Genomic DNA, 18524 nt, shown 5'->3' on the forward strand with positions numbered 1-18524 from the left:
CCCGGCTCAGCGTCGCGGCGCGAGGTCGTACGTCACCCAGTGCGTGGCCTGCGCGACCGAGTCGTAGAGCGAGCGGGCGGTGCGGTTGTCCTCCGCAGTGATCCAGCGGACCACCGACCGTCCGGCTGCCCCTGCCTCGCCCGCGAGGTGGTCGAGCAGGGCCCGCCCGGCGCCGGAGCCGCGGACGGCGCGGTCCACGAACAGGTCGTCGAGGTAGGTCCCGACTGTGCCCGATGCCGGCCGGTGAAATCGCCGGTGGTTCGCCAGGCCGACGACCACGCCGTCGCGGACGGCGACAAGGCCATGCACCTCGTTCTGGTCGTCGAGGAGCCAGGTCCAGACCCGGTCGACGACGGCAGTGTCTGGTTCCAGCTCGTAGAAGGCGCGGTAGCTGGCGTAGAGGACCTTCCACGGCCCCTCGTCGCCGGGCTCGACGCGTCGCACGCTCGTCGGGATGCTCATGCTCGAGCATCTTCCTCGAGCACCGCGGTGGTCGCCGGGTGGAGGAGTCCGGCGACGACGACCAGCGCCGCGGCGGCGAGGCCGATCGCGATGAGGGTCGTCGGGTCGTCGCGGAAGTTCCACGCCAGGCCGAGCTGGATCAGCTGGGCCATCACCACGGGCCCGCGCGCCCAGCGGCGCACCTTCCACAGCGACCACGCGCACCACGCCAGCCCCGCGGCGGCGACGAGGAAGAAGGCGGACGTCGTCAGCCCCATGGTGAGCCGGATGGCCCTGAGGTTGGCCAGCTCCAGGACGCCGAGCGCGGCGAGCACGAACGCCTCCAGGGCGACGAGCGAGGCGGCCACCACGAGTGGGGGCGGCGGGGTAGTGTCTGGTGCAGGGGGATCAGCCTGAGGCGTAACGGGCACTGGACAACAGTAGTTGTGACGGACACGACCAGCGTTTGGGGTTGTGTGAACGTTCAAGTCTTGCCAGTCTGGTCGCTGCCCACGTCGGTGAATCGCATCGTCGTGCGCCCGGGCTCAGCTGAATGTCCGACAACAGCACTTGCCTGTGACTCAGAAAGAGGGATTCCCCCACTCATGGATTGGCGCAGTCGCTCTGCATGCCTCGACGAGGACCCCGAGCTGTTCTTCCCGATCGGCAACACCGGGCCGGCGATCCTCCAGATCGAGGAGGCCAAGCAGGTGTGCCGGCGCTGTGAGGTGCGCGAGCAGTGCCTCGCCTGGGCCCTCGAGGCCGGGCAGGACCACGGCGTGTGGGGTGGCCTCAGCGAGGACGAGCGCCGTGCGCTGAAGCGCCGCAACGCCCGCGCGCGCATCCGTACGGCCTGACGCCCATCCTCTCGGCCCGGCCCTGGGACTCAGTCGATCGGCAGGTCGGCCTGCACCCGGGTGCCGCGGGTCCCGGGTCCGATCTCGAGGACACCCCCGAGCTCGGACTCCACGAGCGTGCGCACGATCGACAGCCCGAGCTGGGTCGACCCGTCGAGGTCGAAGTCGTCGGGCAGGCCACGCCCGTCGTCCTCGACGATGACGTGGAGGCGTCCCACGATCCGGCGTGCGGTGACCACGACCCGTCCGTCGGTCGCGGCGGGCACGCCGGCGTAGCCGTGCTCGACGGCGTTCTGGAGCAGCTCGGTGAGCACCATCGCGAGCGGCGTCGCCGCCTCGGAGGCGAGCTTGCCGAACGAGCCCTCACGCACGACGCGTACGGGCACCTCGACGCCGCTGACGTCGACGACCATCGCGCCCAGGCGGTCGGCGATCTCGTCGAAGTCGACCGTCTCCTCGACCGCGTGGCTCAGCGTCTCGTGCACGATCGCGATGGATCCGACCCGGCGTACGGCCTCCTCGAGCGCCGCCTTGGCGTCCTCCGCGCGCGTGCGCCGGGCCTGCAGCCGGAGCAGCGCGGCGACCGTCTGGAGGTTGTTCTTCACCCGGTGGTGGATCTCGCGGATCGTCACGTCCTTGGTCACCAGCTCGCGGTCACGGCTGCGGAGCTCGGTGACGTCGCGCACCAGCAGCAGCGCGCCGCTGCGCTCCCCCTCGGGACTCAACGGGATGCTGCGCACGATCAGGGTGACCTCGTCGGTGCCGACCTCCGTGGCGCGGCCGTCGCGGCCGCCGAGCACGGCGCTGAGCGTCTCCTCGTCGGGGCGCTTGCGGGCCGGCACCAGGTCGCGGGTGAGGTCGGTGAGGACGTGGCCGGCGAGGTCGCCCTGCAGGCCGAGGCGTCGGTAGGCGGAGAGCCCGTTGGGGCTGGCGTAGACCACCCGGCCCGCCGGGTCGAGGCGGACGAAGCCGTCGCCGACCCGCGGCGAGTCGGCGTGGTCGCTGCGCTGCCCCGGGAGCGGGAAGTGGCCCCCGGCGATCATCCGGGTCAGCTCGGCGGCGGTCTGGAGATAGCTGAGCTCGAGCCGGCTCGGGGTGCGGACGCCCAGGAGGTTGGTGTTGCGCGCGATCGTGGCGATCACGCGGCCGGCCCGGCGTACGGGGATGACCTCGACCCGCACGGGGACGTCGTCGCGCCACTCGGGGTCGCCCTCGCGCACCAGCCGACCGCTGGCGTAGGCCTCGTCGAGCATCCGGCGCCGCCCGGTCGGGATGAACGTGCCGAGGACGTCGTCCACGAGAGCGGTCGGACCGGTCGTGGGCCGCATCTGGCCGCCGGCCCAGTAGCCCTTGCCCTCCCGGTCGGGCAGCCAGAGCACCAGGTCGGCGAAGGACAGGTCCGCCAGGATCTGCCAGTCCGCCATGAGCAGCTGGAGCCAGGCGACGTCGTCCTCGACGAGGTCGGTGTGGGCTCGTACGAGCTCATGGAGGGACGGCACGCGGCCAGCCTAGGGCCACCCGTGGACCGGGCTGGGCGCTGACGGGAGCGGCTGGCAGGATGGGGGTCATGTCGATCGGGTACTGGGACCAGGTGCAAGCAGCCGGGTTCGAGGTCCCGTCGGACCGGCCGCTCGACGACCTCACCGCCGAGCTGACGACGATGCTCGGCTCCACGCGTCCCGAGGTCCGTGACGGCACCGCCTATCCCGCGCTGGCGACCTGGATCGACAACGGCGTCTACGACGACCTGCTGGTCGGGCTGGGCGACGGGATGGTCGCCGGGCTGTCGGTCGGGCTGGGCGAGTCGGGCACCGACTCGGTGTTCCGCCGCAGCTTCAGCGCGCTGATCGTCGGCGAGTGCCTCGAGCGCGACAACGAGCAGCACCTGCTCCCCGGCGGCAAGGTGATGGAGTGGGGCGACCGGCTCGCCACGTGGTTCCTCACCGAGTGCGACACCCGCGGCTTCGTGCCGGACAAGGGGTGGGCCCACGCGGTCGCCCACGGTGCCGACGCCCTCGGCGCGCTCGGGGAGTCCCCCCACCTGGCCGGCCCGGAGCTGGCGGTCCTGCTCGACGTCCTGGCCGAGCGCCTGCTGCAGCAGCCGCCCGACGCCCCGCTGGCCTCCGGCGAGCCGGACCGGATGGTCCACGCCGCCATGCGCATCCTGCGCCGCAACGCCCTCGGCCTCGACGTGCTCGAGCCGTGGGTGCACCGCATCGGCGCCGCCGGCAACCCCTTCGTCGGCCCGGTCGACCACGACCCCTTCGCGCCGACGGCTGCCCCGCAGGCCTTCCTCCGGGCGCTGTTCGTGCAGCTCTCGCTCGCCCCCGAGCCGCCGTCCGCTCGCCCCGACCTGCTCCTCGTGGTGATCGAGGCGCTCCGGCTGACCAACGCTCCCTACCTGCGAGTAGACACCCGCTAGCCTGCGGGCATGAGCGAGAGCAGCGAGATCTCCGGGCACAGCGGCGAGCTGGCCGTCCACGTCGCCCGCGCCCACGGTGTGGAGACGATGTTCACCCTGTCCGGCGCCCACGTCTTCCCGATGTACGACGGCGCGGTGAAGACGCAGGAGGAGGGCAAGGGCCCGCAGGTGCGGCTGCTGGACGTACGCCACGAGCAGACCGCCGCCTTCGCGGCCGAGGCCACCGGCAAGCTCACCCGCGTCCCGGGCCTGGCCGTCCTCACCGCCGGCCCGGGTGTCACCAACGGCATCAGCGCGATCGCGCAGGCCCAGTTCGCCGGCTCGCCGATGGTGGTCGTCGGCGGCCGCGCCCCGCAGAACCGCTGGGGCACCGGGTCGCTGCAGGAGCTCGACCAGCCACCGATCATCGCCCCCGTGGCGAAGGCGGCCAAGACCCTCATGACCGCCGGTGACGTCGCCGCCGGGATGGACGAGGCCTTCACGCTCGCGCGCTCGAGCCACCGCGGCCCGGTGTTCGTCGACGTGCCGATGGACGAGTTCTTCAACTCCGCGTCGGGCACCGTCGGACCGGGCGAGGGCACCCGGGTCGAGCCCGACCACGACGCGATCGCATCCGTCGCCCGACTGCTCGCGCAGGCCGAGCGCCCCGTGCTGATCCTCGGCACCGACGTGTGGGCCGACCACGCCGAGGTCGCGGCGCTGCGCTTCGTCGAGGACCTCGGCATCCCGACCCTCACCAACGGCATGGGCCGCGGCGTCATCCCGGGCGGGCACCGCTCGCTGGTCACCAAGGCCCGCGGCGCGGCGCTGTCCGGCGCCGACCTCGTCGTGGTGGTCGGCACCCCGCTGGACTTCCGTCTCGGCTACGGCGCGTTCGGCGGCCCGGACAAGAACCCGACCGGTGCGTTCGCCAAGGTCGTCCACGTCGCCGACTCCCCCGCCCAGGTCTCCTCGCACGCCGAGCTGGCCGGCTCGGTCGCGGGCGACCTCACCACCGTCCTCGACGGCCTGCAGGCCGCGCTCGAGCGCGGCGACAAGCCCGACTGGCAGGCGTGGTCCGACCAGCTCGCCGACCAGGTCAAGGCCGCTGCGGCTCGTGACGCCGAGCTCCTCACCGCAGAGGCCGACCCGATCCACCCGGCCCGCATCTACGGCGAGCTGGTCCCCCGGCTGGCCGACGACTCGGTGGTCATCGGCGACGGCGGCGACTTCGTGTCCTTCGCCGGCAAGTACGTCGAGCCCCGGCGCCCCGGCGGCTGGCTCGACCCCGGCCCGTACGGCTGCCTCGGCGCCGGCCTCGGTGCGGCGATCGCGGCCCGCATCGCCCGACCGAGCGCGCAGGTCACCCTGCTGCTCGGGGACGGCGCCGCCGGTTTCTCGCTGATGGACGTCGACACGCTCGTGCGCCACGACCTGCCGGTCGTGATGGTGATGGGCAACAACTCCGCCTGGGGCCTGGAGAAGGGCCCGATGCAGATGCTCTACGGCTACGACGTGGTGGCCGACCTCGGCCAGCGCACGCCGTACGACGAGGTGGTCCGGGCGCTCGGCGGCGCCGGGGAGACCGTGACCGACCCGAAGCAGATCGGCCCGGCGCTCGACCGGGCGTACGCCTCGGGTGTCCCCTACCTCGTCAACGTGATCACCGACGTCGAGGCGGCCTACCCGCGCAACACGTTCGGCATCTGAGGCGGACCGGGTGACGGGGTTGGAGCTGCGGCGCGTCCGGCCCGAGGAGCTCGCGGCCGCGGGCGACGTCTGCGTGGCGGCCTACGAGCCGTTCCTCACCGGCGCCGAGGACGACTACCGCGCTCGGCTGCGCGACGTCGCCACCCGCGACGTCCAGGCGGAGGTGTGGGTTGCCGTCCTCGACGGTCGGGTCGCCGGGGTCGTGACCTGGTGCCCTCCCGGCTCGCCGTGGCGCGAGATCGGTCGCGACGACGAGGGCGAGTTCCGGATGCTGGCGGTCGACCCGCGCGCCCAGGGTGCGGGCGTCGGCACGGCGCTGGCGCAGCAGTGCGAGGAGCACGCCCGCGCCCGCGGGGCGACCGGCATGGCGCTGTCCTCGCTGGCGACGATGACCGCTGCGCACCGGATGTACGCCCGACTCGGCTACGAGCGCGACCCGGGCCGCGACTGGTCGCCGCTGCCCGGGGTGGACCTGCTCGCCTTCAGCAAGCGGTTCTGACCCGAGTCCTGCTCAGCAGCGACGCGCCGTCGACGGGTCGTCGACGTCGTCGAAGCACACCGTCCCGGTCGGCATCGGCGCGATCGTGGATCCCGACACCATCTCCCACTGCCAGGCCTGCCACTCCTCGCCGTCCGCGACGACCGTCACCAGTGCGCCGTTCTGGGTCAGCCAGGTGCGCACGTCACCCTCGTTCCGGAGCGGCACCTCGCCGGTTCCCTCCATCACGCGGAGGCCCTCGGGGCGTTGGACCAGCACCTCCAGCCGCGTCGGGTCGGACTCGGACGTGACGACGAACGAGGCACCGTCGTAGAAGATCGCCGTCGGCTGCGTCGTGTGCACCTGAGCGTCGCCCCACGCCAACCGGTAGGTCATCGTGCGGTCGCCGACCCCGTCCACGCGCAGGATCCCGTCCTCGACCCGGGCGGTGAAGCCGAAGCCCTCGTCCCCGAAGGCAGCCTCCTCACCCTCCCCGAAGGACTGCTCCGCCACCGGCGCCACCACCGGAGGGTCGGCCTGCTGGCCCGGGGCGCACTCGGCGAGCGCCTCCGGGGACGCGAACCGGCACCCGTCGGGTACGGCACGCAGGACCCCGTCGTCCAGGTACCACTTCCACGTGTCGACCACGTAGCCCTCGGGCCGGTAGAGGCTCATGTTGCCCTGCGCGAACTCGCCGACCGACCTGCTCGAGAACAGCGTTCCGTCCTCGAACCAGTACTGGTGGGTCCGGACCAGCTCGTAGTGCTTCGTCTGGCTGCCCGGCACCGGGATGTTCCCCTGGAGGAGGAGCTCGGGGTCCTCCGCGACGGCCCGAACCAGCAGCCCGTCGCTCAGGTCGTAGACCTCCGGAGCGTAGAGGCCGCCGACGACGTTGGGGTCCAGCTCGTGCAGCAGCAGCAGCTCCTCGTCACCGTCGCCGTCGGCGTCGATCGGCGGCAGGGCCGTGATGCCGAGAGTGCTGCCGAGCTCGGCGATGCCGTAGGACTCCTCGCCGGTGCTGCTGAGGGTCGTCTGCAACCGGATCCGTGCGTCGAAGTCCTCGGTCTTCTCCGCGAGGTAGGCCACCTTCTCCAGCACCCCGTCGCCGTCGAGGTCGACCTCGGCCTTCGGGCCCCGCTCGGTCTTCCAGTCGCGGCCGATGTCCTGGGGCAGCTCGAGCTCGACGCGCTCGTCGGGCTTCGGGGCGACGTCGTCGGAGCGCTGGTCCCGGCCGAGGCCCTGGAAGACCGCGCCGAGGACCAGCAGCACCACTGCGGCGGTGGCGAGCAGGACCCACGGCGACTGCCAGCGGGGGCGCAGGTCGACCACCGGCGCCACGGGCGCGAGGTCCTCGGGCTGGACGAGGTCGGCCCGGGCGGTCAGTGCGGCTCGCAGCCGCTCCTCGAGGTCGGGGATCGTCTCGTGGGTGCTCATCGCTCCTCCTTCCCCGAGCTCGTGGCGGTGGACTGCATGGACTTCTCGAGCGCCACCAGCGCGCGGCTGGCGGTCGACTTCACGGTGCCCTGGCTGATCCCGAGCGTCGCGGCGATCTCGGTCTCGGTCAGGTTCGACCAGTAGCGCAGCACCAGGACCTCCCGCTGCCGCGGAGCGAGCCGGTGCAGCGCCGCGATGACCTCCCGGTGCTCCTCCGCCAGCACCGCGCTGTCCTCGGGCGAGGGTGGGGACAGGTCGTGCGGTGGTGAGTACGCCCGGGCCGTACGCCGCCTGCGCAGCGCGGAGCGGGCCGTGTTGACGACCGAGACCCGCAGGTAGGCCAGGGCCTTCGACGGGTCCCGGACCGCGTCGGGGCGGCGGGCGAGCGCGGCGAAGGCGTCCTGGACGACGTCCTCGGCCGAGGCGAGGTCGTCGACCAGCAGGACCGCGAGCCGGACCAGCGACAGCCGGTGGGCAGCGTAGAGCTCGGTGATGTCCACTGCAGGCTCCATCGCCACCCCCGACCCCGCGGTCCTCACGCCCATGTCTGGTAGACGTGTGTCAGCTCCTCAGGTTGCCCCACTCCCCCGACTTTCCCCGACATTTCCCGGAAGGCCTGCCCATGCCGCAGCTCGAGTCCGCCACGCTGACCTTCACCGTCACCGACGACGACACCGCCGCCGCGCTCGGCAGCGGCTCGCTGCCGGTGCTCGGCACCCCGCGGCTGCTCGCGTGGCTGGAGGCCGCGACGTGTGCGGCGCTCGAGGAGGCGCTGCCCGAGGGATCGACGAGCGTCGGTACCCGGGTGCAGGTCGAGCACCTCGCCGCCAGCCCGGTCGGTGCCGAGGTGGAGGCGAGCGCTTCCAGCGCGTACGAGGACGGCCGGCTGCACCGCTTCACGGTCAGCGCCCGCGACACCGCGAGCGGGAAGGTGCTCGCCGCGGGCGAGATCACCCGGGTCGTGGTCGACGCGGGGAGGTTCATGTCGCGCCTCCAGTGATCCGCTGCTGACCGGGGATCGCTGAAGACGTCGGCCCGTGCACGCCCTGACATGTTCCGCGAGAGGCCACCCGGACATGCAAAAGTCCCCGCCGGGGCGGGGACTTCTACGAGATGACGGCGCGGGTGCGCGTCAGGCGTTGGGGCGCTTGCCGTGGTTCGCGCCCTTCTTCTTGCGAGCGCGGCGCTTGCGTCCGGTCTTGCCCATGGTGGTCCTCCTGGAGTCGGTGCTCGGAGCAGTGTCTCAAATCCGCGCGGGAGCGGCGAATCGGGTCGAACCGGGGCTCAGGAACCGCCCTCGGTGATCTGCACCCGCACCTCGCGCAGCTGGAGGCGTACGCGGTCGCGCAGCGACTCCGGGGCCGACTCGGAGCAGGACCGGGCGACGAGCTGCTTGACGGCCTTCTGGAGGTCGTGGCGCTCGAGGCAGGGCCCGCACTCGCGCAGGTGCATCTCGACGACGGCGCAGTCGGCCTGGTCGAGCTCGTTGTCGATGAAGTAGACGATGCGCTCGATGTAGTCGACGCAGTCGTCCTTGCCGTGCTCGTGGCTGCTCACGACTCGCTCCCCTCGTCGGAGCCGGGCACGGTGGAGGCCGGCAGGAGGTCGTTGACGCGGACGTAGTCGGCGAGCATGTCGCGGAGCTGGCGGCGACCGCGGTGCAGGCGCGACATCACGGTGCCGATCGGCGTGTCCATGATCTCGGCGATTTCCTTGTAGGGGAAACCCTCGACGTCGGCGAGGTAGACCGCGAGGCGGAACTCCTCGGGCAGGCGCTGCAGCGCGTCCTTGACCTCCGAGTCGGGCAGGTGCTCCAGCGCCTCCATCTCCGCGGACCGCAGGCCGGTCGAGGAGTGCGACTCCGCCCGGGCGAGCTGCCAGTCCTCGACGTCCTCGGACATCGACTGCTGCGGCTGGCGCTGCTTCTTGCGGTAGGAGTTGATGTAGGTGTTGGTGAGGATGCGGTAGAGCCAGGCCTTGAGGTTGGTGCCGGGCTTGAACTGGTGGAAGGCGCTGTAGGCCTTCGCGAAGGTCTCCTGCACCAGGTCCTCGGCGTCGGCGGGGTTGCGGGTCATCCGCATCGCCGCGCCGTAGAGCTGGTCGAGGTAGGGCAGCGCGTCGCGCTCGAAGCGCGCGGAGCGCTGGTCGGAGGTCTCGTCCTCGACGGAGATCTCGGTGGGCGTGGACATCTCGTCCCTGAGCGATTCGGTCATCGCCTCCCACAGTACCGCCGTGGGTCGATCGAGGGTCAGTGCAGTCACACCGGCCTCAACACCTCACCCTCGTCGGGGATTCCCGACGACCTCGCGCACCAGCCACTCCAGCGTCGACTCCACGACGATGCCCATCGCCTCGGCCTGCGTGACCGAGCCCCGTGCGGGGACCTTTAGGCCGTGGTCGCCGCCGGGGATCACCACGACGTCGAGCCCCTCCTGGTCGCCGGGGAACTCCTCGGGGCGCCCCATCGGGTCGCGCTCGCCCTGCACGAGGAGGGTCGGCAGACCGACCGCGCGGAGCTCGTGGAGCCGCGTGGGCTCGGTCCTCCCGGGCTGGTGCAGGGGGAAGGACAGGGCCAGGCAGCCGGTGGCGCCCAGCGACCGCGCCGTACGGGCGGCCGAGCGGGCCCCCGCGGAGCGGCCGCCGACGACGAGGGGCGTGCGCACCCGCATCACGTCGGCGGCACACCGCAGCGCCGCGTCGAGGGTCGGCGGCGCGGTCGCGACCTTGCGGCCCGCGACCCGCCACGGCTGCTCGAAGAGGACGACGGAGACGCCCTGGGCCGGCAGCGCGTCGGCGAGGGCCCACAGGTCGCGGGACTCGACACCTCCGCCGGCGCCGTGGCTGAGCAGCAGCGTCGCGATCGGGCTCGTCGACCGCCGGGTGTGCAGCCGGCCTTCGCCGTAGGGGGTGTCGACGGAGCGGATCGTCGCCTTCTTCACAGCGTGCCCTCCTCGAGGGGCTCGGGCTCGAGAGGCAGCGGCTCGACGAGCTCGGGTCCGTTGTTGCGCACGTTGCTCACCAGCGTCGGCACGGCGTACGCCTCGAGCCGGCCGGGCGCCGCCGGCACCAGGAGCGAGGTGTCGCCCGGCGTGGTCGGGTCGAGCCACGCGTGCCAGCGCTCGCGCTCGACCATCAGCGGCATCCGGTCGTGGATGTGGCCGAGGGAGTCCTCGGCCTCGGTCGTGAGCACCGTGCAGGTCCAGCGGAAGCGGTCGGGGTCGTCCTCGGCCTTCGACGGGTCGCGCCAGATCTCGTAGAGCCCGGCCATGGCCAGCACCCCCCCGTCCTTGGGACGGATGAAGAACGGCTGCTTGACCGGCTTGCCCTTGGCGTTGGTCCGTGAGGTCGGGTACCACTCGAAGTAGCCGTCGGCGGGCAGCAGCGCGCGCCGGGTCGCGAACGCCTTGCGGTAGGCGGGCTTCTCCGCCACCGTCTCCATCCGCGCGTTGATCATCCGGTTGCCGATGGACGGGTCCTTGGCCCACGACGGCACCAGCCCCCAGGTGAGGACGCGCAGCTGGCGCTGGGCGGGCTCACCGGACTCCCGCGACGGCGGGCGCTCGACGACCGCGTAGACCTCCTTGGTCGGGGCCACGTTGTAGTCGGCGGCCAGCGGCGCGGCGATGCGGCTCTCGACGACCTCGAACTCCTCGACGAGGTCCTCGGAGCTCCGGGACGACGCATAGCGACCACACACAGGAGCCACCCTAGGGGAGCCGGCCGACAGCTCGGCTCAGCCGCGGGCGAGCTCGTCGAGCATCATGCCGGCGACGGCGTCGGTGCCGGGCAGTCCCTCGATCCAGACGCGTACGACCGCGTCGGGCTCGGCGCGCGCGAGGAGCGTGCGCAGCACCTGCACCCGCCGGCCCAGCCGGTCGTCGCGCCGGGTCAGGATCCCCACCCGGTGCAGGCCGAGCCGGGCGACGGTCTCGTCGCGCGCGAATGCGGTGCGGGCGAGCTCCCCCGCCCGTGCCAGCCGCATCGCGCGGGTGAAGTGGTCCCCGGGCTCCTCGGAGGGGTCGCCGGACGGCATCGCGAACACGACCATCGCGTAGTCGTCGACGCCCCCGGGCAGGCCGGCACCGCCCAGCCGGTAGAGCTCGGTGAGCCGGCTGCGCAGGTGCGCCTGGCTGGACAGCCCCGTGAGCGGGTCCTCGCAGGAGAGCTGGTGGAGGTAGCCGAGGGTGGTCTCGCTCCACGCGGTGAGCACCGCGGACACCACGTCGTACGTCGGGTCGCCGCCGGTGGCGGTCTGCCACGTGGCGCGCAGGCCGGCGAGGGTCTCCTCGACCGACGCTCCGTCGCGGGCGAGCTCCTCGCCCGCGACGGAGCACGCCCCCATGACGTCCGATCCTGAGATGAGCGCCTCCCCGACAGCTTCGAACCGGTGCGGCAACCCCGACCGCTCGACGGTTTGCTGCGGCTCGCTCATCCCAGGATCGGCAACCGCGAGACGTCGCCCACGCGCGGCGAAGATCTTCACGGCAGCCCCCTCCGGTGTCGGTCGTGCTTCAGAGGTGTGACGGCCCGCGCGCGGGTCCATGACGCGGACCAGACCAGGATTTCCGGTTTCTTTGCTTCGTGGCCCGTTGACGTGCTCCGCGGGCTACAGTCAAGACGCCTGGCAACAGCGCCAGGAGGGGTTCCTGGGGAGCGTCTGACCATGAGCGTGGCGACCAGCGTCGATGCGCCGAGCGACGCCGAGCTGATCTCGGCGGTGCGCGGCGGGGACGTCGATGCCTACGGCACGCTCTTCGAGCGCCACGTCGAGGCCGCCCGCAGGCTCGCCCGACAGCTCGTGTCCGCCGGTGATGCGGAGGACCTCGTGTCCGAGGCGTTCGTCAAGGTGCTCGGGGTGCTCCAGCGCGGGGGCGGCCCGGACCTCGCCTTCCGGGCCTACCTGCTCACCTCCGTACGCCGGCTGCAGGTCGACCGCTTCCGCGCCGGGTCCAGGCTGCACACCACGGACGACATGGAGGCCTTCGACCCCGGGGTCCCGTTCCGCGACACGGCCGTCGAGGGGTTCGAGAGCGCCGCGGCCGCGCGCGCGTTCGCCAGCCTCCCCGAGCGCTGGCAGCTGGTGCTGTGGCACACCGAGGTCGAGGGCGACAAGCCCGCCGACATCGCCCCGATGCTCGGGATGAGCGCCAACTCCGTCTCCGCGCTGGCCTACCGCGCCCGTGAGGGCCTGCGCCAGGCGTTCCTGACCCAGCACGTCGCCGAGCTGGAGGAGGACGCCTGCCGCTGGACGCACGGCCAGCTCGGGGCCTACGTCCGCGACGCCGTCTCGCGCCGCGACGCCGCCAAGGTCGAGCACCACCTCGGCGAGTGCCGCTCGTGCATGGCGATCTACCTCGAGCTCACCGAGGTCAACTCCAACCTCGGCGGCCTCCTCGCTCCCCTGCTGCTCGGGGGCGTCGCGACCGCCTACCTCGGCACCGCGGCCGTCTCGGCCGGGGCGCCGGTGGGCGTCGGCATGGCGCTCGGGCGGGTCCGCGACCTCGTGGCGGGGAACGCCGCCACGGCCGCCGTCGCCGGCGTCACCGTCAGCGCCGTCGTCGTCGCCGGGGGGATCGCGCTGGGGATGCGCGGGCCGGACACCACGACCTCCCTGGCCGACCGGACGCCCTTCTCCGCGGCGGCGAGCCCGTCCGGCGACCCCTCGATCTCCGACGGGCCCGAGTCGCTGAGCGCCCCGCAGGACCGCAGCACCCTGCCTGCGGTCGTGCTGCCCCCGGGCGACACGGAGACGACCCCGGGCTCCACCCCCACCACCGACCAGGCGCAGCCGTCGGACCCGACGGACGACCCGGCCGGCGACCCCACGGACGACCCCACCGGCGACCCGACGGACGAGCCGACCGACAACCCGACGGACGACCCCACCGACGACCCCACGGACGAGCCGACCGACAACCCCACGGACGACCCCACGCCCACCCAGACGCCCACCGAGAACCCGACGCAGACGACCACCCCGACGCCCACCCCCACGCCCACGCCGACGCCCACCCCGGTCCCGGTCCCTGCCGACGCCTCGGTGTCCGGCGGCGTCGCCGGCGCGCGACCGACGTACGAGGTGGTGGTCCGCGTGGCCGGCCTCACCGGCGGCGCGACCGCGCAGCTGCGCATCGAGGCCGACGGCGACAGCGTGGTCGTCCGCAGCGGTGACGCCCGCTGCACCGTGGTCAGGACCGTCGCCACCTGCCTGGTCTCCGGGGACACCACGGTGGCGATCGAGGTGGTGGCCCCGCAGGGCGGCAGCGTGGCGGCGACCCTCGCCCCGTCGGGCAGCGACGCCGACGCCGGCAACAACGTCTGGCGCGCGGTCCTGGGCTGACCCGCCCTCGTCACGAGTGCGGACGCACCCCTGCGGACGGAGCGACGTCCGCGCGCATCGTGTAGACAGGGATGCATGACGATCACCCGGTTGCTCGCCCGTCCGATGCTGGCCACGATCTTCGTCGCCGGCGGCGTCAATGCCCTGCGCAACACCGAGGGTCACACCGCCGGGGCCAAGAAGGTGGCCGACAAGGTCGTCCCCGCCGCCCAGCAGGCCGTGCCGAAGGTCCCGATCCCGACGGACCCTGCCACGCTCGTCCGGATCAACGCCGGAGCCCAGATCCTGGCCGCCGCGGCCCTCGCCACCGGACGCGCCCCGCGCCTCAGCGCGACGGTGCTGGCGGCGTCCCTGGTGCCCACGACGCTCGCCGGCCACGCGTTCTGGGAGGAGACCGACCCCGACGCCAAGGCCAAGCAGCAGCTCCAGTTCTTCAAGAACACCTCGATCATGGGCGGGCTGCTCCTCGCCGCCGTCGACACCGAGGGCCGGCCCGGCCTGGCCTGGCGCGCCCGCCGCGCGGCCTCCGACGTGCGGCGCGAGGCACGCCAGGTCGCCAAGGACGCGCGCCGCGAGGCGAAGTTGGCCAAGGCCCAGCTGACCTGACCTCGATAGGGTGCGCGGGTGAGTGAGCTCTGGCCGGCACCGCGCCCGCACGACCCCGTCGACCGGCGCGTCTCGCTGCCCGGCAGCAAGTCGCTGACCAACCGGGCGCTGGTCCTCGCCGCGATCGCCGACGGCCCCAGCGTCGTACGCCGTCCCCTGCGCTCGCGCGACACGCTGCTCATGGCTGCCGCGCTCACCTCGCTCGGCACCGGCATCGAGGACACCGGTGACGGCGACTGGGCCGTCACCCCCGGGGGCTGGGACCGCGACGCCGACATCGACTGCGGCCTCGCCGGCACGGTGATGCGGTTCGTCCCGCCCGTGGTCGGCCTCGCCCGCGGGACCGTACGGTTCGACGGCGACCCCCACATGCGGTTGCGGCCCGTCGGCCAGATGCTGGCCGCGCTGGACGCCCTCGGCGTACGCATCGACGACGGCGGGCGTGGCGCGCTGCCCTTCGCGGTGCACGGCACCGGGACGGTCCCCGGCGGCACCGTCACCATCGACGCCAGCGCGTCGTCGCAGTTCGTCTCGGCGCTGCTGCTCGCCGGCGCCCGCTACGAGCACGGGGTCGACGTGCGCCACGTCGGCAAGCCGGTGCCGTCGCTCCCCCACATCGAGATGACCGTCCAGATGCTGCGCCAGCACGGCGTGGAGGTCGACGACGCCGACGCCAACAGGTGGGCGGTCGCGCCCGGCACCGTGAAGGCCGTCGACCACGACATCGAGCCCGACCTGTCCAACGCCGCGCCCTTCCTCGCGCTCGGCGCCGCCACCGGCGGTCGGGTCACCGTGACCGACTGGCCCGCGTCGACCACCCAGCCCGGCGACGAGCTGCGCGGGATCCTCGGCCTGATGGGGTGCGAGGTGACCCTGACCGGCGGCGACCTCACCGTGGTCGGGCCCGATCGCCTCCAGGGGGTCGACCTCGACCTGCACGACGTGGGTGAGCTGACCCCGGCCGTGGCCGCGCTCTGTGCGCTGGCCGACTCCCCCTCCCACCTGCGCGGCGTGGCGCACATCCGCGGGCACGAGACCGACCGGATCACGGCGCTCGCCACCGAGCTAGGCCGCCTCGGGGCCGACGTCACCGAGCGCGAGGACGGGCTCGACATCCGGCCCGCGACGCTGCACGGCGGCACCTTCCGCACCTACGCCGACCACCGGATGGCCCACGCGGGCGTGATCCTCGGCCTCGCCGTGGACGACGTGCTCGTCGAGGACATCGCCACCACCTCCAAGACCTTCCCCGACTTCGCGACCGCGTGGAGCACCGCGGTGCACGGAGCCTCCTCGTGACGACCGGGCGCTACTCCGACCACGACCACGAGCACTACGAGCGACCCCGCCGCCGCACCCGCCCCCGCACCAAGGACCGGCCGACCTACGCCGACGCGGTCGACGCCCGCGTCGTGACCGTCGACCGCGGTCGCTTCACGCTCCTGCTCGACGGGCGTCGGGTGATGGCGATGAAGTCGCGTCCCCTCGGGCGCAAGGGCGTCGTGGTCGGTGACCACGTGCGTGTCGTGGGCGACACCAGCGGAGCCGACGGCTCGCTGGCCCGGATCGTCGAGGTCGTCCCGCGCACCACGACCCTGCGCCGCACGGCCGACGACGACGACCCGGTCGAGCGCGTCATCGTCTCCAACGCCGACCAGCTCGTCGTGGTGACCGCCCTGGCCGACCCCGAGCCGCGCCCGCGCCTGATCGACCGCGCCCTCGTGGCGGCGTACGACGCCGGCATGGCGCCGCTGCTGTGCCTCACCAAGGCCGACCTCGCCGACCCCGAGACGCTGCTCTCGACCTACCGCTCGCTCGGCGTCCCGTGGGTCGTCACCCAGCTCAGGGGCGAGGGTGCCGGCGACCTGACCGAGCTGCTCGACCGGCTGCGCGGTCGCACCAGCGTGCTCGTGGGCCACAGCGGCGTCGGCAAGTCCACCCTCGTCAACGCCCTCGTGCCCGACGCGCACCGCGAGGTCGGGATCGTCAACGCGGTGACGGGCCGCGGACGGCACACCTCCACCAGCGCCTACCTCCTCGAGCTCCCCGACGGCGACGGCTGGATCATCGACACCCCCGGCATCCGCTCCTTCGGGCTCGCGCACGTGCAGCCGGAGAACCTGATCGAGGCGTTCCCCGACCTCGACGAGATGACCGAGACCTGCCCGCGGGGGTGCACCCACGGCACGGACGAGCCGGAGTGCGGGCTCGACGAGGCGATCGAGGCCGGCGAGGCCGACGTCGACCGGGTGGAGTCGTTCCGCCGGCTGCTGGCCGCCCGCGAGGCCTCCTCCGACTGGTAGGCGTCAGCCCCAGACGGCGCGGGCGCCGGAGTCGCCGGCGAGGTAGACCGTGACCAGCAGGGCCACGGCGCCCACCGCGAGCAGCACCACCACCGGGATGCCGAACCGGGTCTCCCGCGCGCCGCGCCCGGACGCCAGCGCGGAGGCACCGCCCAGCGCCCAGGCCGCGAAGCCGGAGAGCACGACGTAGCCGAGCGCCACGGTGCGCAGCAGCTCACCCGCCTCCTGGTGGTCCTCGACGATCGGCGCGAGCTCGGGCCGCGACGCCAGCAGGTCCTCGCCCGCCGCGACGGCTCCGAGCGCGGTCACGGCCGTGACGACCGCGAGCACCACGAGCGGCCACCGCAGGAGCCAGCGCCACCTCGGCACGGCGGCGTACGCGAGACCGGTCAGTGCGGCCAGCGGCCCCATCACCACGACCGCGTGCACGATGAGCGGGTGGAGCGGCACACCGTTGAGTTCCATGCGTGCAGGGTAGGACGCGGTGCTGGGAATAGCCTGTGAGCATGCCCATCACCGGCTCCAACGACCACACCGACGACCTGCGGCTGGCGCACGTCCTCGCCGACGACGCGGACTCCCTCACCCAGGCCCGCTTCAAGTCCCTCGACCTGCACGTCATGAGCAAGCCCGACCTGACGCCGGTCACCGACGCCGACAAGGCCGTCGAGGAGGGCATCCGCCGCACCCTCTCGCGGGTCCGGTCGCGCGACGCCGTGGTCGGCGAGGAGCAGGGCACGACCGGGCACAGCCAGCGGCGCTGGATCGTGGACCCGATCGACGGCACCAAGAACTACGTGCGCGGCGTGCCGGTGTGGGCCACGCTCATCGCCCTCGCCGTCGACGACGAGGTCGTCCTCGGCGTCGTGTCGGCCCCGCAGCTGCAGCGTCGCTGGTGGGCCTCGGTCGGCAACGGCGCCTGGACGGGCCGATCCCTGCTCAAGGCGACGAAGTGCGAGGTCTCCGACGTACGCCGGCTCGAGGACGCGTCGCTGAGCTACTCCTCGCTGTCGGGCTGGGACGAGCGCGGCCGCCTCGACGACTTCGTCTCGCTGTCGCGACGCTGCTGGCGCACCCGCGCCTACGGCGACTTCTGGTCCTACATGCTGCTCGCCGAGGGCGCCGTCGACCTCGCGGCCGAGCCCGAGCTCGAGCTCTACGACATGGCGGCCCTCGACGTCATCGTGCGCGAAGCGGGAGGGAGGTTCACCTCCCTCGACGGCACCGACGGGCCGTGGGGTGGCAACGCACTTGCTTCCAACGGCCACCTCCACGACGCCGCGCTGTCCTTCCTCGGCGCGCTCGACGACGACGAGACCGACCCGGACGTGCCGCGACGCGGCCCCGGCTCGGTGAGCAACCTGCGCGAGCGCCAGGCGCCACCCGTCCTCGACTGAACGGACGGGACCGATCACGTCCCGCGACGTGCCCTCAGGCCCTGTCCCTCGCGCCGCGGCTTGGCTACGGTGACTCATCAGTAGTTCCGTGCCGGACGAGAGGCGGAGACCATGAGGATCAAGGACGTCATCCAGGCCAAGGCGAACCACGAGGTCGTGACCATCGGCCCCGACGCCACGGTGCGCGAGCTCGTGGCGCTGCTCGCCGAGCACAACGTCGGCGCGCTGGTGGTGAGCGAGGACGGCGAGCAGGTCACCGGGATCGTGAGCGAGCGCGACGTCGTACGCCGGCTGCACGCCGACGCCGGCGTCCTCGACAGCCCGGTCCGCTCGATCATGACCGCCGACGTGCGCACCTGCGCGCGCGAGGACGCGCTGACCGACCTCATGCAGACGATGACCGAGCACCGCATCCGGCACGTCCCGGTGGTGGCCGACGGACGGCTGACCGGCATCATCTCCATCGGTGACGTGGTCAAGAGCCGGATCGGCGAGCTCGAGTTCGAGCGCGACCAGCTCGACCACTACGTCCACCAGACCTGACAGCAACCCACAGA

23 protein-coding genes are annotated in these 18524 nt (G+C 73.0%); 11 read left to right on the forward strand and 12 right to left on the reverse strand.

Annotation, left to right across the window (positions count from 1 at the left end; genetic code table 11):
• Window positions 1-6: 6 nt before the first annotated feature.
• Both AC57BS_RS03725 and AC57BS_RS03730 read right to left on the reverse strand, forming a co-directional pair.
• A complete protein-coding gene (locus AC57BS_RS03725) occupies window positions 7-462 on the reverse strand; it encodes a GNAT family N-acetyltransferase (protein ID WP_496410123.1) in 456 nt (151 codons plus the stop codon).
• Window positions 459-809, reverse strand: a complete 351-nt coding sequence (locus tag AC57BS_RS03730) for a hypothetical protein (protein ID WP_496410124.1) — start codon at window positions 807-809, stop codon at window positions 459-461. Before AC57BS_RS03730 ends, AC57BS_RS03725 begins: the two co-directional genes overlap by 4 nt.
• Window positions 810-1046: 237 nt before the next feature.
• Between AC57BS_RS03730 and AC57BS_RS03735 the strand changes: the two genes are divergently transcribed.
• Window positions 1047-1298: a WhiB family transcriptional regulator gene (locus AC57BS_RS03735; protein WP_056601527.1), complete on the forward strand. Its 252-nt coding sequence runs from the start codon at window positions 1047-1049 to the stop codon at window positions 1296-1298.
• A gap of 29 nt (window positions 1299-1327) precedes the next feature.
• On the opposite strand, the gene AC57BS_RS03740 is transcribed toward AC57BS_RS03735, so the two are convergent.
• Window positions 1328-2797 (reverse strand): sensor histidine kinase, encoded by a 1470-nt coding sequence (locus AC57BS_RS03740; RefSeq protein ID WP_496410125.1) that lies wholly within the window; start codon window positions 2795-2797, stop codon window positions 1328-1330.
• Window positions 2798-2865: 68 nt separating this feature from the next.
• Here AC57BS_RS03740 and AC57BS_RS03745 point away from each other — a divergent pair, with 68 nt between their 5' ends.
• The 3 genes from AC57BS_RS03745 to AC57BS_RS03755 are packed head-to-tail and all read left to right on the forward strand — an operon-like array spanning window position 2866 to window position 5908.
• Window positions 2866-3720, forward strand: a complete 855-nt coding sequence (locus tag AC57BS_RS03745) for a DUF2785 domain-containing protein (RefSeq protein WP_496410126.1) — start codon at window positions 2866-2868, stop codon at window positions 3718-3720.
• A 9-nt stretch (window positions 3721-3729) separates the two neighbouring features.
• Window positions 3730-5409, forward strand: a complete 1680-nt coding sequence (locus tag AC57BS_RS03750) for an acetolactate synthase (RefSeq protein ID WP_496410127.1) — start codon at window positions 3730-3732, stop codon at window positions 5407-5409.
• 10 nt (window positions 5410-5419) lie between these two features.
• Window positions 5420-5908, forward strand: a complete 489-nt coding sequence (locus AC57BS_RS03755) for a GNAT family N-acetyltransferase (protein ID WP_496410128.1) — start codon at window positions 5420-5422, stop codon at window positions 5906-5908.
• Between the two features lie 12 nt (window positions 5909-5920).
• On the opposite strand, the gene AC57BS_RS03760 is transcribed toward AC57BS_RS03755, so the two are convergent.
• A complete protein-coding gene (locus AC57BS_RS03760) occupies window positions 5921-7321 on the reverse strand; it encodes a hypothetical protein (RefSeq protein ID WP_496410129.1) in 1401 nt (466 codons plus the stop codon).
• Window positions 7318-7833, reverse strand: coding sequence for a SigE family RNA polymerase sigma factor (locus AC57BS_RS03765; protein ID WP_496410130.1), 516 nt, complete (start codon window positions 7831-7833; stop codon window positions 7318-7320). Before AC57BS_RS03765 ends, AC57BS_RS03760 begins: the two co-directional genes overlap by 4 nt.
• Before the next feature lie 110 nt (window positions 7834-7943).
• Here AC57BS_RS03765 and AC57BS_RS03770 point away from each other — a divergent pair, with 110 nt between their 5' ends.
• Window positions 7944-8321, forward strand: a complete 378-nt coding sequence (locus AC57BS_RS03770) for a thioesterase family protein (protein ID WP_496410131.1) — start codon at window positions 7944-7946, stop codon at window positions 8319-8321.
• A gap of 132 nt (window positions 8322-8453) precedes the next feature.
• Here the strand turns inward: AC57BS_RS03770 and AC57BS_RS03775 are convergent, their stop codons facing one another.
• The 6 genes from AC57BS_RS03775 to AC57BS_RS03800 form a co-directional block, all read right to left on the reverse strand.
• On the reverse strand, window positions 8454-8528 hold the full coding sequence (locus tag AC57BS_RS03775) for a 50S ribosomal protein bL37 (RefSeq protein ID WP_369759046.1): 75 nt from the start codon (window positions 8526-8528) through the stop codon (window positions 8454-8456).
• 77 nt (window positions 8529-8605) lie between these two features.
• The gene (gene rsrA, locus AC57BS_RS03780) at window positions 8606-8878 is read right to left on the reverse strand and encodes a mycothiol system anti-sigma-R factor (protein WP_496410132.1); all 273 of its coding nucleotides are present in this window, start codon (window positions 8876-8878) and stop codon (window positions 8606-8608) included.
• Complete coding sequence (locus AC57BS_RS03785; protein ID WP_496410133.1) at window positions 8875-9534, reverse strand: sigma-70 family RNA polymerase sigma factor; 660 nt, start codon at window positions 9532-9534, stop codon at window positions 8875-8877. The genes rsrA and AC57BS_RS03785 overlap by 4 nt, the downstream gene beginning before the upstream one ends.
• A gap of 63 nt (window positions 9535-9597) precedes the next feature.
• Window positions 9598-10260 carry an alpha/beta hydrolase family protein gene (locus AC57BS_RS03790; protein ID WP_496410134.1) on the reverse strand — a complete coding sequence of 221 codons (663 nt, stop codon included), beginning with the start codon at window positions 10258-10260 and terminating at the stop codon, window positions 9598-9600.
• Window positions 10257-11018 (reverse strand): SOS response-associated peptidase, encoded by a 762-nt coding sequence (locus AC57BS_RS03795; RefSeq protein ID WP_496410135.1) that lies wholly within the window; start codon window positions 11016-11018, stop codon window positions 10257-10259. Before AC57BS_RS03795 ends, AC57BS_RS03790 begins: the two co-directional genes overlap by 4 nt.
• A 36-nt stretch (window positions 11019-11054) precedes the next feature.
• Window positions 11055-11663: a hypothetical protein gene (locus AC57BS_RS03800; RefSeq protein ID WP_496410136.1), complete on the reverse strand. Its 609-nt coding sequence runs from the start codon at window positions 11661-11663 to the stop codon at window positions 11055-11057.
• Window positions 11664-11984: 321 nt separating this feature from the next.
• Between AC57BS_RS03800 and AC57BS_RS03805 the strand changes: the two genes are divergently transcribed.
• The 4 genes from AC57BS_RS03805 (at window position 11985) to rsgA (ending at window position 16570) form a co-directional block, all read left to right on the forward strand.
• Window positions 11985-13661, forward strand: a complete 1677-nt coding sequence (locus AC57BS_RS03805) for a sigma-70 family RNA polymerase sigma factor (RefSeq protein WP_496410137.1) — start codon at window positions 11985-11987, stop codon at window positions 13659-13661.
• Between the two features lie 75 nt (window positions 13662-13736).
• Window positions 13737-14267: a DoxX family membrane protein gene (locus AC57BS_RS03810; RefSeq protein ID WP_496410138.1), complete on the forward strand. Its 531-nt coding sequence runs from the start codon at window positions 13737-13739 to the stop codon at window positions 14265-14267.
• An 18-nt stretch (window positions 14268-14285) separates the two neighbouring features.
• A complete protein-coding gene (gene aroA / locus AC57BS_RS03815) occupies window positions 14286-15566 on the forward strand; it encodes a 3-phosphoshikimate 1-carboxyvinyltransferase (RefSeq protein ID WP_496410139.1) in 1281 nt (426 codons plus the stop codon).
• Entirely contained in the window at window positions 15563-16570 is a 1008-nt protein-coding gene (gene rsgA, locus AC57BS_RS03820) for a ribosome small subunit-dependent GTPase A (RefSeq protein WP_496410140.1), read from the forward strand. The genes aroA and rsgA overlap by 4 nt, the downstream gene beginning before the upstream one ends.
• Window positions 16571-16573: 3 nt before the next feature.
• Here rsgA and AC57BS_RS03825 read toward each other — a convergent pair whose 3' ends face one another.
• Window positions 16574-17035 (reverse strand): DUF2231 domain-containing protein, encoded by a 462-nt coding sequence (locus AC57BS_RS03825; RefSeq protein WP_496410141.1) that lies wholly within the window; start codon window positions 17033-17035, stop codon window positions 16574-16576.
• A 41-nt stretch (window positions 17036-17076) separates the two neighbouring features.
• Here AC57BS_RS03825 and AC57BS_RS03830 point away from each other — a divergent pair, with 41 nt between their 5' ends.
• Window positions 17077-17967: an inositol monophosphatase family protein gene (locus AC57BS_RS03830; protein WP_496410142.1), complete on the forward strand. Its 891-nt coding sequence runs from the start codon at window positions 17077-17079 to the stop codon at window positions 17965-17967.
• A 111-nt stretch (window positions 17968-18078) separates the two neighbouring features.
• Window positions 18079-18510, forward strand: coding sequence for a CBS domain-containing protein (locus AC57BS_RS03835; RefSeq protein WP_496410143.1), 432 nt, complete (start codon window positions 18079-18081; stop codon window positions 18508-18510).
• The last annotated feature ends 14 nt before the right edge of the window (window positions 18511-18524 follow it).

Source organism: Nocardioides sp. BGA-UO-ETr-FS32 (assembly GCF_059567905.1).

Excerpts from the sequence above, each read along its gene's own strand:
- AC57BS_RS03725 (WP_496410123.1), bottom strand. The coding sequence starts at position 462 with ATGAGCATCCCGACGAGCGTGCGACGCGTCGAGCCCGGCGACGAGGGG.
- AC57BS_RS03735 (WP_056601527.1), top strand. The coding sequence starts at position 1,047 with ATGGATTGGCGCAGTCGCTCTGCATGCCTCGACGAGGACCCCGAGCTG.
- AC57BS_RS03745 (WP_496410126.1), top strand. The coding sequence starts at position 2,866 with ATGTCGATCGGGTACTGGGACCAGGTGCAAGCAGCCGGGTTCGAGGTC.
- AC57BS_RS03750 (WP_496410127.1), top strand. The coding sequence starts at position 3,730 with ATGAGCGAGAGCAGCGAGATCTCCGGGCACAGCGGCGAGCTGGCCGTC.
- AC57BS_RS03760 (WP_496410129.1), bottom strand. The coding sequence starts at position 7,321 with ATGAGCACCCACGAGACGATCCCCGACCTCGAGGAGCGGCTGCGAGCC.
- AC57BS_RS03765 (WP_496410130.1), bottom strand. The coding sequence starts at position 7,833 with ATGGAGCCTGCAGTGGACATCACCGAGCTCTACGCTGCCCACCGGCTG.
- AC57BS_RS03770 (WP_496410131.1), top strand. The coding sequence starts at position 7,944 with ATGCCGCAGCTCGAGTCCGCCACGCTGACCTTCACCGTCACCGACGAC.
- AC57BS_RS03785 (WP_496410133.1), bottom strand. The coding sequence starts at position 9,534 with ATGACCGAATCGCTCAGGGACGAGATGTCCACGCCCACCGAGATCTCC.
- AC57BS_RS03800 (WP_496410136.1), bottom strand. The coding sequence starts at position 11,663 with ATGGGGGCGTGCTCCGTCGCGGGCGAGGAGCTCGCCCGCGACGGAGCG.
- AC57BS_RS03805 (WP_496410137.1), top strand. The coding sequence starts at position 11,985 with ATGAGCGTGGCGACCAGCGTCGATGCGCCGAGCGACGCCGAGCTGATC.
- AC57BS_RS03810 (WP_496410138.1), top strand. The coding sequence starts at position 13,737 with ATGACGATCACCCGGTTGCTCGCCCGTCCGATGCTGGCCACGATCTTC.
- AC57BS_RS03825 (WP_496410141.1), bottom strand. The coding sequence starts at position 17,035 with ATGGAACTCAACGGTGTGCCGCTCCACCCGCTCATCGTGCACGCGGTC.
- AC57BS_RS03830 (WP_496410142.1), top strand. The coding sequence starts at position 17,077 with ATGCCCATCACCGGCTCCAACGACCACACCGACGACCTGCGGCTGGCG.
- AC57BS_RS03835 (WP_496410143.1), top strand. The coding sequence starts at position 18,079 with ATGAGGATCAAGGACGTCATCCAGGCCAAGGCGAACCACGAGGTCGTG.